General features: G+C 63.4%; 10 protein-coding genes and 2 rRNA genes. 6 read left to right on the top strand and 6 right to left on the bottom strand.

What is annotated here, in order from left to right; all coding sequences use genetic code 11:
* Positions 1-8: 8 nt before the first annotated feature.
* Positions 9-123, top strand: a 5S ribosomal RNA gene (gene rrf, locus AC13FW_RS16905).
* 131 nt (positions 124-254) lie between these two features.
* Positions 255-369 (top strand): 5S ribosomal RNA (gene rrf / locus AC13FW_RS16900).
* A 358-nt stretch (positions 370-727) separates the two neighbouring features.
* Here rrf (AC13FW_RS16900) and AC13FW_RS16895 read toward each other — a convergent pair.
* The 6 genes from AC13FW_RS16895 to AC13FW_RS16870 all read right to left on the bottom strand — a co-directional run bounded on the left by AC13FW_RS16895 (position 728) and on the right by AC13FW_RS16870 (position 10,239).
* Positions 728-1,804 (bottom strand): alpha/beta fold hydrolase, encoded by a 1,077-nt coding sequence (locus tag AC13FW_RS16895; protein ID WP_482986793.1) that lies wholly within the window; start codon positions 1,802-1,804, stop codon positions 728-730.
* 503 nt (positions 1,805-2,307) lie between these two features.
* The gene (locus AC13FW_RS16890; RefSeq protein WP_482989845.1) at positions 2,308-5,160 is read right to left on the bottom strand and encodes a TonB-dependent receptor plug domain-containing protein; all 2,853 of its coding nucleotides are present in this window, start codon (positions 5,158-5,160) and stop codon (positions 2,308-2,310) included.
* Positions 5,161-5,398: 238 nt separating this feature from the next.
* The gene (locus AC13FW_RS16885) at positions 5,399-6,706 is read right to left on the bottom strand and encodes an ABC transporter permease (RefSeq protein WP_482989844.1); all 1,308 of its coding nucleotides are present in this window, start codon (positions 6,704-6,706) and stop codon (positions 5,399-5,401) included.
* 10 nt (positions 6,707-6,716) lie between these two features.
* Positions 6,717-7,877, bottom strand: a complete 1,161-nt coding sequence (locus AC13FW_RS16880) for an ABC transporter permease (RefSeq protein WP_482989843.1) — start codon at positions 7,875-7,877, stop codon at positions 6,717-6,719.
* An 11-nt stretch (positions 7,878-7,888) separates the two neighbouring features.
* A complete protein-coding gene (locus AC13FW_RS16875) occupies positions 7,889-8,575 on the bottom strand; it encodes an ABC transporter ATP-binding protein (protein ID WP_282269254.1) in 687 nt (228 codons plus the stop codon).
* 413 nt (positions 8,576-8,988) lie between these two features.
* Entirely contained in the window at positions 8,989-10,239 is a 1,251-nt protein-coding gene (locus tag AC13FW_RS16870) for an efflux RND transporter periplasmic adaptor subunit (RefSeq protein WP_482989842.1), read from the bottom strand.
* Between the two features lie 211 nt (positions 10,240-10,450).
* On the opposite strand from AC13FW_RS16870, the gene AC13FW_RS16865 reads away from it, so the two are divergent.
* Genes AC13FW_RS16865 through AC13FW_RS16850 form a run of 4 tightly spaced genes read left to right on the top strand, consistent with a single transcriptional unit; the run spans position 10,451 to position 13,990 of the window.
* Positions 10,451-11,371, top strand: a complete 921-nt coding sequence (locus AC13FW_RS16865) for an ABC transporter ATP-binding protein (RefSeq protein ID WP_482989841.1) — start codon at positions 10,451-10,453, stop codon at positions 11,369-11,371.
* Positions 11,371-12,150 (top strand): ABC transporter permease, encoded by a 780-nt coding sequence (locus AC13FW_RS16860; RefSeq protein WP_482989840.1) that lies wholly within the window; start codon positions 11,371-11,373, stop codon positions 12,148-12,150. Before AC13FW_RS16865 ends, AC13FW_RS16860 begins: the two co-directional genes overlap by 1 nt.
* Positions 12,151-12,185: 35 nt before the next feature.
* On the top strand, positions 12,186-13,391 hold the full coding sequence (locus tag AC13FW_RS16855) for a sensor histidine kinase (RefSeq protein WP_482989839.1): 1,206 nt from the start codon (positions 12,186-12,188) through the stop codon (positions 13,389-13,391).
* Positions 13,388-13,990 (top strand): response regulator transcription factor, encoded by a 603-nt coding sequence (locus tag AC13FW_RS16850; RefSeq protein WP_482989838.1) that lies wholly within the window; start codon positions 13,388-13,390, stop codon positions 13,988-13,990. The genes AC13FW_RS16855 and AC13FW_RS16850 overlap by 4 nt, the downstream gene beginning before the upstream one ends.
* Positions 13,991-14,164: the final 174 nt, after the last annotated feature.

The following is a 14,164-nucleotide window of genomic DNA, read 5'->3' as shown; positions in this document are numbered from 1 at the left end:
ACCGTCTCCCTGATGAAATTAGCGCTATGGAACCACCCGATCCCATCCCGAACTCGGAAGTGAAACGTAGCCGCGCCGATGGTAGTGCAGCCTAAGCTGTGCGAGAGTAGGTCATCGTCAGGGTTTTTACCTAGAACCCCGCTGCTCATGCAGCGGGGTTTGTCTTTTTATGTAAGCCAGGGGTTTTACAGCCTGGCTTCAGTTCCGCAAGGAAACGCATTGGAGCTGGCGCAACGCGCTGCTCAAACCGCCTTCCTGATGAAATTAGCGCTATGGAACCACCCGATCCCATCCCGAACTCGGAAGTGAAACGTAGCCGCGCCGATGGTAGTGCAGCCTAAGCTGTGCGAGAGTAGGTCATCGTCAGGATTCAAACCAAAAACCCCGCTGCCAGAAGCAGCGGGGTTTTTCTTTGTGCGAAACAGCGGCGCACGCGCACTTGTAGGAGCGGCGTAAGCCGCGAAGCTCATAGAAACAACGATGCGGAAAGGCTTGAGCGAAGCCAGAAGCCAGAAGCCAGAAGCGCCCCCCATCCGCCCTTCGGGCACCTTCCCCCGCAGGCGGGAGAAGGGAAAGAAAGAGCTAGAGCAGAAGCCAAAGCCGAAGCCGAAGCCGAAGCCAAAGCCGTGGGGTTCTGTAGGCGCTGCTTGGAATGCCCCTGCCGAACATGGTTCGGCACTACGGGTTCGCGGGGCCTTGGTGAACCGTCACGAAAACCGTCGGTGACTCAAAGGCTCGCTGTCACCGTAGACGCACAATCGCCGCTGTCATCAGCCTGTTCGAACCAGGTGTTTACCGCACCCGATAGACGATCCAGGCGCATCGGCAATGTCAGGTGGTCCTCGGCGGCGACTTCAAGATAGCGCGCGTGCGGCGCGGCCGCGGCCAATGCGCGGCCCTGTGCTACCGGAATGTGCTCGTCGTCGCGGCCGTGTATCAACAGGACGCAGGCGGGAACCTGTGCCAAGGCTTGACCGACGTCCACGTGGTCCAGATTGAGGCCCAGTTTGCGATCGGTCGTGGCGATTGCTTCGTCCAGACCGCGGCCACCGTACTGCCAGCGCGCCAGCGGTAGGGCGACATAGTCGCTCCAACGTTCCGCCGGCTTGGCCAGCATGTGCGGGACCATCGTGCGGATTGCCTCGCCGGCGTTGTCGAAGGATTCCATCGCCACGACGCTGCGCAGCTGCGGGCCGAGTTCGCGTGCGGCGAAGATCGCGGTAGCGGCGCCGTAGGAGACACCGAGCAGATGCACCGGGCCGGTAACCTGGCCTTCGCTCTTCAGAGCTCTCAATGCGGCGACCACATCCTCGCCTTCGCGGGTGCCATAGCCGGAAAGTGCATGACCGGAACGACCGTGATTGCGCAGATCCAGAGCGATAGTGCGGTAGCCCTGTTGCGCCAATTCCAGCGACCACGGCATCAGCGAACCGCCATCCATCATCCAGCCATGCAGCAGGATCACCGTACCGCGTGGCTGTGTGTGGGTTTCGATGTCCGGTGCCGAGGCGTCCAGCGAAAACTCCGGGAAGCGCTTTCCTTTGCCCAGATAACGGTAGTCCAGGCGGTAGTCGCCCGGCTCGAACGACACCCAATGCAGGGCGACGCCATCGCTGCCGGTAACGCTGCCTTGCTGATGTGGCAGGCGAGCGAGCAGGGCATCGATGCGTTCAGTGGGGACCAGCGGTGATGTGCCACCAGGTGCCGCCAAGCGCTCACTGAGAGACAGCGGGGGGACGGGGGATGAGAGGGCAAAGCCGGCTAGCATCACGCAGACGCCAGCCAGCGCCAGCGAACGAAGCATGGCGGGAACCGGTTTGGGGAGCCTGCCACGGTAGTCACAAAGCGGCGCTGCATCTACCTCGTGGCGATGACAGGCAAATGACCGTTGTGTGGTGTTTGGGTTGCGGGGGGCTACTGATCAGGCGCCCGCTCAACAAAGGGCGGTATGACAGGTTTGCACAGTTGTCTGTGGGAGCGGCGTAAGCCGCGACGCAGATCAAGCATCCGCTATCTGCAATAGGGAATTGCAGTTTATGCGGTCAAAGCGAGTGCGCTTGCGAGTGCTTGTAGGAACGGCGTGAGCCGAGAAGCAGGTAATGCGTCCGCTACATATGGGTTGGCAATCGCAGCTTTTTTGTGTGATCGGAGCAACGCCGCCTGCGGCCGATGGCCGCCCCGCTCCCGCAAAGAAGCGAAAAGCCGCCCTCACCCCAACCCCTCTCCCGCGAACGGGAGAGGGGCTTCAAGCGCAGCGTTGCGGGTGGTCGACGTTGTCGTCGGCATCCGCCGCTGTTGTTACCTGGATCAGAAGCGCTGCTGGTACTTCATGTACATGAAACGACCGATGTCGAAGCCACCGTAGTAGGTGAAGCTGCTGTTCGGCTGGCTGTACATGATCGGGCCTTCGTGCTTGAACACGTTGTTGACGCCCAGCGACACGGTGCCGTTCCACGGCATGGCATAACGCACCTGCAGGTCGTGGAAGGTGTTGGAGCCCAGCTTGCGGCTCGGCTGCATGTCGGTGTACGCCGACTGGAAGTCCGGCATGTTGCACTCCGGGCCACCGTCCAGATCGTAGGAACACTTCTCCTTCATGCTGGAGTAGTAACGGGTGGTCCAGCTCGCGCCGAAGTTGCCGTTCTGCCAATCCAGCGTCAGGTTGGAGCGCACGCGGAAGTTGCCTTCCCAACCCGTGAACTCTTCGACCGGGGTGGTGGCTACGTTGTCGCTCTTGCGCGACAGGTAGTCCACGTACGTGGTGTTCCAACGCAGCGACAGCTGGCCGTAGGCCATTTCCGGCAGACGGTAACGGACGCCGAGGTCATAGCCAGCGGTTTCCTGGTAACCGGCGTTGTTCAACGAACGGTTCATGCCGCTGACCTGGCCCTTGTTGGCGCCGGAGCTGTAGCGGGTGAAGCGGTCGCAGGCCGAGCTGATGTTCTGCACGTAGCACTGGTTGAGGATGTCGGTGGCCGACTCGCCAACGATCACGTCGTCGATGCGGATCTTCCACCAGTCCAGGCTCAGGTCCAGGCCGCTGACGAAGTCCGGGCTGTAGACCAGGCCGACGGTCCAGGTCTTGGCGGTTTCCGGCTTCAGCGCGGCGTTGGAGCCGGAGGTGAAGTCGGTGACGGCCTGTACGCCGGAGGTGGTGGCCAGTTCGCCGTCGCCGGTCTTCTGGCGGAAGTCGGCACCCAGGCCGGCAGCGCTGCAGCGTGCAGCTACTTCAGCATTGCGTGCGGCTGCACCGAACGAACGGTCGCAGGGATCGGTGACGCGGTCACGGGTGGTGACGGTGCCGCCGTACAGGTCGTCCACGGTCGGCGCACGGAAGCCGGTGCCGTAGGTGGCGCGGACCAGCAAGGTGTCGATCGGCTTCCACTTCAGGCCGAACTTGCTGTTGGTGGTGCCACCGAAGTTGTTGTAGTCGGAATAGCGACCAGCCAGGTCCAGCGACAGTTCACGTGCGAACGGCATGTCGGCCAGCAGCGGTACCTGCACTTCCAGATACACCTCGTCCAGCTTGTAGTCGCCACGCGTCGGCGCGCCGCTGGTGCCGGCGATTTCGCCGTTCTGCACCATCAGGTCCGGGGTGTAGCTGGCTTCTTCGCTGCGATGCTCAACGCCCATCGCCGCCATGATGTCACCGGCCGGCAGGCTCGCCAGCGAGCCGGAGATGTTGGCGCTGACCACCTTGGTGGTGCTTCGCATTTCATCGGTGAAGCGGGTGAAGATGTAGTCGCGCACCGCCTTGTCGCTGAGCGAGCCGGGGGTGTTGCTGCCTGCCGGCGCCAGCGGATTCCACGGCACGCAACCATCGATCACGTTGCCGAGGCTGCCGCAGCGGGCAACGCCGTTGGCGTCGATGAAGGACGGGCCGACGGCCAGGTTGACGTTCGGCTGGTACATGCTCTGCAGGCTGCGGCGCTCGCCTTCATTGCGGTTGAACATGTAGCTCACGTTCCAGTCCCAGAACCGCGAACCGGTCTCGAAGCTGCCTTCCAGGCCAAGGCTGGCGCGCTTGGTGGTCAGCGCGTTGTTGGTCACACGCGGGTATTCCTCGGTGCGACGCGAGAACAACACGTCCTTGCCCCAATGGTTGAACGCGCTCTCGGCCGAGAGTGCGGCACGTGCGCCGCTGGCTGCCTGCGCGGCCGACACCGAGTAGGGATAACCGGCGAGTTGCTTGACCGACTCGCGTTCGCTGTACAGAACGTCGGCGACAACGCGCAGATCGTCGGTGATCTGGAAACCACCATTGGCAAAGGCCGACTTGCGCTCCAGCGAGGAGAGCAGGGTCATGTTGGTTTTGGTGTTGGCGTAGGTCGCCGCGTCCGGCTTGTGGAAGTTGGCGACATCGGACGGATCGCCGCCCGGGCCAACGGTAAGCGGCTTGCCGTCAACGGTGACCGAACCCCACTGGGTATTGCCGTTCAGGCCATCAGCGGGATGGTAGGGGCCATTGGGATAGGCGGTGAACTCGCGGGCGCCACCCAGGACCGGATCTTCCTTGGTCTTTTCGGCGCCAATGCTGAACCAGCCGCGGTCGAAGGTCTTGCCGAAATTGGCGCTGTAGGAGCGCTTCTGGCCGTCGCCTTCGCCGTACTGGCCGACATAGGCGCTGGCGTTGCCGCCGTCGAAGTTCTTGCGGGTGATGACGTTGACGACGCCGGCAATGGCGTCCGAGCCGTACAGTGCCGACGCACCGTCGGTCAGCACTTCAACGCGCTCGACGATGGCCGAGGGAATCGAACCGACGTCGGAGAAGCCGCCGGCGCTGACGCCCATGCGGCGGCCGTCGATCAGTACCAGGGTGCGCTCCGGACCAAGGTTGCGCAGGCTGACATACATGCCGCCGTAGTCACGGCCGGACGACAGCGCCGAGGCGCGGCTCAGCGACGGTGCGCCGGCAGCCGTGACGTCCTGCAGGATGTCGGCGACGTTGACGTAGCCCTTCTTCTCGATCTCCGCACGGCTCAAGGCGATGACCGGCTGGGCGGTCTCAACGCTGGCTTGGCGGATGCGTGAACCGGTGATCTCGATGCGGTCCAGGGTGGTGGTGGTCTCGCCCGCATCCTGTGCGAACGCGGTGAGGCTGGAGCTGCCGAGCAACGCGAGGGTGATCGCGGAGCACAGTTTGGTCGACTTCAAATACATCGCTTTCGGTTTTCCTTTATACCAACTACAAAAAAAGCGCCCTTTTGGGGCGCCGTCACAGATGCATCACCGTTGGGGGAGGGACACAGCATCTGCCATCACAGCTCCGCTGGCCGCCGGGACTTGGGCGGGCGCGCATGATGACCGAAACCGATGGCTGCGTGAAGGTAGACTTTCCGCCAACCCACCTGCACAAGGGCAGGTGGGTTGTTTGCTGTGCGGGCTGCGCCGTGTTGAGTCAGGTTTCGCGCAATGCGGTGGTGATGGGCAAACGCGCCGCGCGCAGCGCGGGGAACAGGCCGCCGACCAGGCCAATTCCCAACGCCCACTTCAATCCGCTCCACAACAGTGGTGGCGAGACCTTGAACTGGAACACCACCTGGCTGAAGTTGTTGCCCAGGGTTGAAACAGTGAAGTTGTTGAATGCCAGCCAGGCGACGGCACCGCCCAGCAGACCGCCCAGCAGGGCCAGCAGCATGGTTTCCAGCATCACCGCGGTAACCACCGGCACGCCACGGAAGCCGATTGCGCGCAGCGTTGCGATTTCCCGCGCACGGGTGGCGACGGCGGCATACATGGTGTTGAGTGCGCCGAACACCGCACCGACGGCCATGATCGCGCCGATCACCGTGCCCAGTACCTTGAGCAGCTTGTTCAAGCCGCCGCCCTGCTTGCGGTAATACTCGGCCGTGCTTTCGACGTCGAGCTTGAGCCGCGGATCGTTGGCGACGGCTGCCTTGAAGCTCTCAAAGCCTTGTTTGCCGTCGGTGCGCACGCTGATCGATTGCCAGGCACTGCGGTTGTAGGTAGTGGCCAGCGTCTGCGCATCGGTCCACAACTCCGAATCATGCGCATCGCCGGATTCGAAGATACCGACCACCGTCCAGGCTTGATTGCCCAGCATCAACTCCTTGCCAACCTCCAGGCCCTGGAACTGCTTCTGCGCCCCTCGGCCGGCGACGATCTCACGAAGGCCCGCACCGAATTTGCGGCCTTCGACCAGCTTTACCTTGTCGTGCACGGCCCAGGCCTGCTCGCCGACACCACGGAACTGTGCGTTGACATCGGTGCCGTCGCCGCGCGAGGTGAGGTTGACCACCTGTGAGACTTCAGCAGACAGCAACGGCCGGCCATCTTCACCACGCTTCACGCCTGGCAGGGTTTCCAGCAAGGGCACCTGATCGCGGGTGATCACCGAGTTGGTCTCGGCCTGCGAGCCACCGCGCAGGACGATTGCGGTGCTGTCATCGCCGGTGCTTTCCAGTGTGGCCTGGAAGCCGTGGCCCATCGCCAGCATCGCCACCAGCACGCCGACCACACCGGCGATACCGATCACGATCACCGATGAGGCGCCCCAACGCTGCGGCAGGCTGGCAAGGCCAATCCGGGTTGCAGCCAGTGCCAGCCGCCCGGTGCGCGTGAGAAGCAGCCACAGTGTGATTGCCACCGCGAGTACCGCCACACCGATCCATGGCAGCGCGATCCACACGCCAAGGCCAACCACCAACAGCACGATCACCAGCGCATTCGAAAGAAAGTTCTTCATGTCGTTGTCCTCAGCGCCCGGCCAGTGCGTCGACGATCTTCAGGCGCTTGGCCCGCAGTGCCGGCAACACGCCCACCACCAAGCCGATCACCACGATCAGCACCAGTCCCACGATCCAGGTCTGTGCCGGCACGTGCGGCGGCAGCAGGCCCATGGTCTGCGGCGCCATCACCGGCAGCGCCAGCGCGGCGAGCCCCAGGCCGATCGCACCGCCCAGGCCGACCAGTACGATGGATTCCACCATCACCAGCATCAGCATGGTGCCGTCCTTGAAGCCCAGCGTCTTCAGCGTGGCAAGTTCGGGCACGCGTTCACGCACGGCCTGGGCCATGGTGTTGCCGGTGAGCAGCAGCAAGGTGAAGAACACGGCACCCATGATCGAAGTGACGATCATGCCGATGTCGGCGAACTGCTTGATGAAAGCTTGCTGGAAGGCTGATTCGGTCTGGCTCTTGGTTTCGTGATCGGAGTTGGCCGAGATCGCGTCGATGGCCTGCGCCACACGTGAAGCATGATCCGGGTTGTCCAGACGCACGGTGTACCAGCTGACCTGGTTCTTGATGTAGTCGTTGGATTCGTCGAAGTACTTCCAGTTCATCGTCAACTGGCGTTCTTCGTTGGCAGCGGTAGCGGTGTTCTTGGACTTGAAGGTACCAACCAGCTGCAACGGCCAATCGTTGCTGCCACCACGCGGGAAGATGGTGGCCTGCAGCGGAATGGTGTCGCCGATCTTCCAGCCGAACTGCTTGGCCAGCGACTCACCGACGATGGCGCCGGTACGCGTGTTGCGGAAGGCCTCCACCTGTTCCTTGGAAATGTCGAACTCGGTCATCAGGTCGAAGTAGTTCGGCGCAACCGAGAAGTTCGGGAAGAAATTTTTCTGGTCCTGGTAGATGCCGCCGAACCACATGGCATAGGTGACGTCGTCGACGCCCTCGATCTGCCGTATCTGCGACTCCAGCCGGATCGGCAGTGATTGGGTGATGGACAGACGCGAGGCCACCACCAGGCGGTTGGCACCGGCCACGGTGCTGCCACCGCTGGCAAAGGCCACGCGCACCGAATCGAGCATGCCGAACAACAGGAAGGCGGTAACGATGGAGAGCAGGGTGAACAACGTACGCGTGCGGCTGCGGAACAGCTGCGCCCAGATCAAAGAGAAGTACTTCATGGCCGTGCTCCTCAGTGCACCGGGGCGTCGACCAGCTCGCCCTTGTCCAGATGCACGGTGTGGGTGGCGTACTCGGCGGCCTTGGGATCATGGGTAACCATGATGATGGTCTTGCCGTGTTCGCGGTTGAGCAGCTGCAGCAGGCCCAGCACTTCCTCCGCGCTCTGGCGGTCGAGGTCGCCGGTGGGCTCGTCGCAGATCAGGAAAGTGGGATCGGAGACGATGGCGCGGGCGATGGCCACGCGCTGCTGCTGGCCGCCGGACAGCTCGTTGGGCCGGTGATCGCGGCGATCCGCCAGGCCGACCAGGGTCAAGGCGATCTGCGCACGCCGCTTGCGGTCGCTGGCGCTGAGGTTGGTCAGCAGCAGGGGCAGCTCGACGTTCTTCTGCGCGCTGAGCATGGGCATCAGGTTGTAGAACTGGAACACGAAGCCAACGTGGTGGCTGCGCCAGGTGGAGAGCTGGCCCGCGCTGAGCTGGTCGATGCGCTGGTCTTCGATGTTGATCTCGCCACCGCTTGGGGTATCCAGGCCACCTATCAGGTTGAGCAGGGTGGTCTTGCCGGAACCGGATGGGCCCATCAGCGCGACGAAGTCGCCACGGTCGATGTCCAGGTTGATGCCGTGCAGGACCTGCACTTTTTCCGGGCCACGCTGGTAGGTCTTGGTGATGTTGCGCAGGGAGACGAGGGTGCTCATGGATGATCCTCAGCAGTGACGCGGTGGTGTTTGATGTTGGATATTGAGTGCTTGATGCCGGACGTGGGATTGCTTCGCTTTGCTTCTGTTCCCTCCCTTTGCCGAAGGCAAGGGGAGGGTTAGGGAGGGGGGCTTTGGCTTTGCTTTTCTCTGGCGTTGGCCGTTGCTGTTGTTGCTTTCCCCTCTCCCGCCTGCGGGAGAGGGGTAGGGGTGAGGGCTGCTTCTGCTTTGCTTCAGGTTTCTGCAGTAGCTCTGCTTCATGTGGCTTTCAAAGCCAAAGCCAAAAGCACCCCTCCCCAACCCTCCCCTGCGCTTTGCGCAAGGGAGGGGGTAGAAGCAAAAGCAAAAGCAGAAACGCTACTTCAATGCATCAAGTGATTCGCACCAGCTCTGCAAACATCACAAACCCGCGCTTACTTCTCCGCGCCTTCCAGCGCCACCTTGTCGCCATCCTTCAATTCCGCTGCAGGACTGAGTACCACTGTCTGCCCGGCACTCAATCCCGACAGCACCTGCTTGTCCTTGGCCAAGACCTGGCCTACTTCCAGTGCCTGCTGTTTCACCTTGTCATCAGCCTGCACCACGAAGGCGACCGGCTTGCCGTCGCGCTCGACGATGGCGGCAGTGGGTACGCGCACGCCCTTCGGTGCTTCAGTGCCAGCGGCTGCGGCTTTCTCCAGGAAACTGACGCGTACGCCCATCTCCGGCACGATGCGAGGGTCCTTTGCTTCCAATGCCACACGTACCTTGACCGTCGCCTTGCCGCGGTCAGCGGTGGGAATGATGGCGATCACGTGGCCCGGAATCTTCCAATCCGGGTAGGCATTCAGCACGATTTCCACCGGCATCTTCGGCTGTACGCGGCCGATGAAGGCTTCGCCTACCTCCACTTCCACTTCCAGCGATTCCATGTCGACGATGGTGCCGATGCCAGTACGGGTGAAGCCGCCACCGGCCGACAGCGGCGAGACGATCTCGCCGGGCTGCGCAGCCTTGGCCGTGACCACGCCGGAGAACGGTGCACGCACCACGTTGTTGTCCACGCCCAGGTCGGCGATGGCCAGCGCATCCTGCGCGACCTTGGCGTTGTGGCGTGACGTTGCCAGCTGCGCGCGCAGGCTGTCGCGGGCGGCCACGGCCTGGTCATACTGCGAGCGTGAAACCAGTTGCTGGCCAACCAGCGACTGCAGGCGGCTCGCCTCAGCTTCGGCCTGGCGCAGCTGCGCCTGCAGGCCTTCGGTCTGGCTGCGGGCGGCATCGAGCTGGGCGGCGTTGAGGCTGCGTTGCGCGTTGGCATCGATCGGGTCCAGCGTGGCCATCACCTGGCCTTCTTCGACCCGCATGCCTTCCTCGATCATCACCTCGCGTACCTTGCCGGTGATCTTGGCCGAGACGGTCGCCATGCGCCGGGCAACCACGTAGCCGCTGGCGTCCAGCACCGAGCTGTTGCCGGCACCGGCCTGGTTCATGGCCACCACGGGGGCGGTCTGCACCGTCACCGGCGGTTTGCCGCCCAACATGGCGCCAATGCCGAGTACCAGCAGCAGGGCTACTGCCAGTCCGATCACGATCCACAACCAACGGCGCGACGGTGCCGGGCCACGCGGTGGCGGGGCGGAGCGGTCGATGCGGAGTTCCTTCAGCAGTTCGGCAGATGCATTCATGGGTAGCAGGACGGCGTGAGAGCGGGAATGTGACCGCAACTTAGCGTAATTCGCTGCGGCCGACAGTGATGGACCGGGACGGGCACATCATAGGCAGCACCCTGCCCGGCGCGCAGGTGACGGCTGTCATGTGCTTTGCCTGATCGGATTCACTGGGGACGCAGACATCGCCGACCTAATGTTGCGGCACTCCCTGAAGAAGGCGGCGGCAATGACGGCACATGGTGAAGTACTGGCAAGCCTGCAAGGCGTGCACAAGCATTACGGTGCAGTACGGGCCCTGGATGGCGTTGATCTGGAGCTGCGGGCCGGGCAGGTGCTGGCGCTGCTTGGGCCAAATGGTGCAGGCAAGACCACCGCCATCAGCCTGCTGCTGGGCCTGCTGCGGGCCGATGCCGGGCAGGTGCAGCTGTTCGGTCATGATCCGCAGCAGCTGGCGGCGCGGCGTGGCATCGGGGTGATGCTGCAGAGCGCCGCGTTGCCGGAGACCTTGAACGTGGCCGAGCTGATCCAACTGTCGGCCAGCTACTACCCGGCGCCCCGCGATCTGGCGGATGTAGCCGCGCTGGCCGGTATCGAGGACCTGCTGAAGCGTCGCTACGGCAAGCTGTCCGGCGGGCAGCAGCGACGGGTTCAGTTCGCCCTTGCCGTATCTGGGGGGCCACGGCTGCTGTTCCTGGACGAACCCACGGTTGGCCTCGACCTGCCGGCCCGCCAGCAGCTGTGGGCGACGGTAAGGGCCCTGGTCGCCGAAGGCACCGCGGTGGTCCTGACCACCCACTATCTGGAGGAGGCCGAGCGCTTGGCCGATCGTGTCTGCGTGCTGCTGCGCGGACGTATCGTCAGCGACGGCAGCGTGGATGCACTGCGCGCACGGGTCATCCATCGCAGCATCCGCTGTGTCAGCACCTTGGATGCGGCGGTGCTGGCGTCCTGGCCAGGAGTGGTGCAGATCAACCGGGACGGTGACTACCTGCAGCTGCGCAGCGACCGCGTCGAAAGCGTGGTGCGGCAACTATTGCAGGCAGACCCTGCGCTATCCGGACTGGAGGTGCAGCCGGCTGGCCTGGGCGAAGCCTTCACCGATCTGACTGCAGCCGATGCTGCGCAAATACAACGTGAGGCAGCCTGATGAACAGCCAATACGAATCCATGCTGCCGGTGATGTCGTCCCGCCAAGTGCTGGGTGCCTATCTGCAGGAGAGCCGTGCCGAATGCCTGCGCTATCTGCGCTATCCGGGTTTCGTGCTGCCGACCCTGCTGTTTCCGGCAGTCTTCTATCTACTGTTCGCGGTGCTGCTCGGCCACACGCAGCCGGCCCAGGCCGCCCGCTTCCTGCTCGGCAGCTATGTCACCTTCGGGGTGATGGCGCCGGGCCTGTTCGGCTTTGGCATTGCGCTGGCATTGGAACGTGACAATGGCCTGCTCACCCTCAAGCGCGCGATGCCGATGCCGCCGCTGGCCTATCTGCTCGGCAAGATGGTGATGGCGATGCTGACCGCGCTGGCCATCGTGGTGATCCTGCAGCTGTTGGCCACCACCGTGGCCGGGGTGCAGCTCAATGCCTCACAGATGCTGCGGCTGACCGCGGTGGCAACCCTGGGCACCTTGCCGTTCTGCGCACTGGGCCTGTTGCTGGGCACGCTGGCCAAGGGCAATGGTGCGGCCGCGGTGATCAACCTGGTTTACCTGCCGATGGCGGTGTTGTCGGGCCTGTGGTTTCCCTTGAAGGTGCTGCCGCCGCTGTTGCGGGACTTGGCGGTGATCTGGCCGAGTCATCATCTGAATATGTTGGCGCAGGGTGCATTGGACTTCGAGGTGGGCAGTGCGTGGCCGCACGTGCTGTGGCTGCTCGTATTCACGGTAGCCATCACGGCGGTGGCCGGTTGGCGTCTGCGCCGCCACGGCTGATGGCATCATTGCCGCATTGCACAGGATGAAGGTCGATGGGATTGCAGCGCCCTGGGTGGTTGAAGCCGGCACCGGACTCGGTGGTGGCCGACAACATCAAGCTCGGCAAATGGCCGTGGGTGGATGCCGTGCATCTGCTGTGGACGGTGTGGGTGTTCATCACGCCGATGTTCGGCGCGGGCTACACCCTGCGCTGGGCGTTGATCACCCTGTGGTCGTTCCCGCTGTTCATCGTGTTCTACATGTTGACGCTGACAAGCGCGCGGCGGCACGCGCCGATCTTCGCGCTGGCGATGATCGTGCTGTCGATGGCGCTGCTGCCGATCTACCCCTCCGGCATGAACTACTTCGTGTTCGGTTGCGTGATGCTGCGGACCAACCGTTGCATCAGCACGCGCCAGTACATGTTCGAGCTGGTGCTGTTGAACCTGGCGTTCCTGTCGCTGGCTTGGTGGATTGGCTACCCGTGGCAGGTGATTGCGTGGATTCCGGCGTTGACGGTCATCATTGGATTGATCGTCAATGTCGAGCGAACCAGCAGCGAGAAGGATGCAGCGCTGCGCCTTTCCCATGAGGAAGTACGACGCTTGGCGGCGACCGCCGAGCGCGAGCGCATTGGTCGCGACCTGCACGATCTGCTTGGGCATACCTTGTCGCTGATCACCTTGAAGATGGAACTGTCACGCAAGCTGTTCGAACGCGACCCGCAGCGCTCACAGCGCGAGCTGGCCGAGGCCGAGCAGATCGCGCGCGATGCGCTGGCCCAGGTGCGCAGCGCGGTTACTGGTTTTCGTGCTGCCGACCTTGCTGCTGAGTTGGCTTCGGCCCATCTATTGCTGGAGTCTTCGCGCGTGCATCTGCGCTATTCGCCGCCGCCCGCGATGCATGGGTGGATCGAGGCTGGCTTGTCGATGGTGTTGCGCGAGGCCGCGACCAATATCGCTCGCCATGCCCAGGCCAATGAAGCCCTGATCAGCATCGACGTTTCGCCGGAGGCGGTGCAGATGGAAGTAGTGGACGACGGTCGCGGTGGTGTTTCAGCCAACGGCAATGGTCTGGCCGGAATGCGCGAGCGGGTGTTGGCATTGGGCGGTGAACTGCAGATCGAGTCGCCGAAGGGCCAGGGTACGCGCTTGAAGATCCGTGTCCCGGTGCAGGCGCAGGACAGGCCGTCGACGTTGGTCGCCGGCGTGCCGCAGGCCGACGCAGGAAGTCTGCCGGCACAGGAGGCACGCGCATGATCCGCATCCTGTTGGCCGAGGACCAGGCGATGGTGCGCGGTGCGCTGTCGGCACTGCTCAACCTGGAATCGGATATCGACGTGATAGGCACGGCTGCCGACGGCGAACTCGCCTGGCGCGAACTGCAGCGCCTGAAGCCGGATGTATTGGTCACCGACATTGAAATGCCACTGCTGACCGGGCTGGAGTTGGCACAACGGGTGCAGCGCCAGCAGTTGCCGATCAAGGTGGTGATCGTCACCACGTTTGCCCGCAGCGGCTTCCTGCGCCGCGCATTGGACGCTGGCGTGCAGGGCTATTTGCTCAAGGATGCGCCGGCCGAGAAGCTGGCTGATGCATTGCGTCAGGTGCAGCGCGGCGGGCGTGCGATCGACCCGCAACTGGCAGTAGAGGCCTGGTCCGAGGCAGACCCGCTGAATGATCGCGAACGGCAGGTGCTACGACTCGCCGGAGAAGGCCGCTCGGCCAATGAGATCGCCGAGCAGCTGGGTTTGTCGCATGGCACCGTGCGGAACTACCTTTCCGAATGTATTGGCAAACTTGGCGTCGCAAATCGCATTGAGGCGCACCGCGTGGCGCGCCAGAAAGGCTGGTTGTAGCCAAGCTGTAGCGCCGAGCCATGCTCGGCAGGGGCCTCCCAAGCAGACCCAACCTCGCTGCAATGGACACAGTGCGAGCTTCGCGGCTTATGCCGCTCCCACAAGCGGTTGGCGGTATGCCTTTATCCGCATGAGCTATGAAATTTCAGCAACGCCGCCGTTGCCGCGTCGACG

This window comes from Stenotrophomonas sp. 21LCFQ19, from assembly GCF_056861425.1.
The sequence above is the reverse complement of the archived record's forward strand: the minus strand, read 5'-3'. Positions and strand labels throughout refer to the sequence as shown.

Bases quoted from the DNA above. Each gene is read 5' to 3' on its own strand.
- AC13FW_RS16895 (WP_482986793.1), bottom strand. From the start codon at position 1,804: ATGCTTCGTTCGCTGGCGCTGGCTGGCGTCTGCGTGATGCTAGCCGGC.
- AC13FW_RS16860 (WP_482989840.1), top strand. From the start codon at position 11,371: ATGAACAGCCAATACGAATCCATGCTGCCGGTGATGTCGTCCCGCCAA.
- AC13FW_RS16890 (WP_482989845.1), bottom strand. From the start codon at position 5,160: ATGTATTTGAAGTCGACCAAACTGTGCTCCGCGATCACCCTCGCGTTG.
- AC13FW_RS16870 (WP_482989842.1), bottom strand. From the start codon at position 10,239: ATGAATGCATCTGCCGAACTGCTGAAGGAACTCCGCATCGACCGCTCC.
- AC13FW_RS16855 (WP_482989839.1), top strand. From the start codon at position 12,186: ATGGGATTGCAGCGCCCTGGGTGGTTGAAGCCGGCACCGGACTCGGTG.
- AC13FW_RS16885 (WP_482989844.1), bottom strand. From the start codon at position 6,706: ATGAAGAACTTTCTTTCGAATGCGCTGGTGATCGTGCTGTTGGTGGTT.
- AC13FW_RS16880 (WP_482989843.1), bottom strand. From the start codon at position 7,877: ATGAAGTACTTCTCTTTGATCTGGGCGCAGCTGTTCCGCAGCCGCACG.
- AC13FW_RS16875 (WP_282269254.1), bottom strand. From the start codon at position 8,575: ATGAGCACCCTCGTCTCCCTGCGCAACATCACCAAGACCTACCAGCGT.
- AC13FW_RS16865 (WP_482989841.1), top strand. From the start codon at position 10,451: ATGACGGCACATGGTGAAGTACTGGCAAGCCTGCAAGGCGTGCACAAG.
- AC13FW_RS16850 (WP_482989838.1), top strand. From the start codon at position 13,388: ATGATCCGCATCCTGTTGGCCGAGGACCAGGCGATGGTGCGCGGTGCG.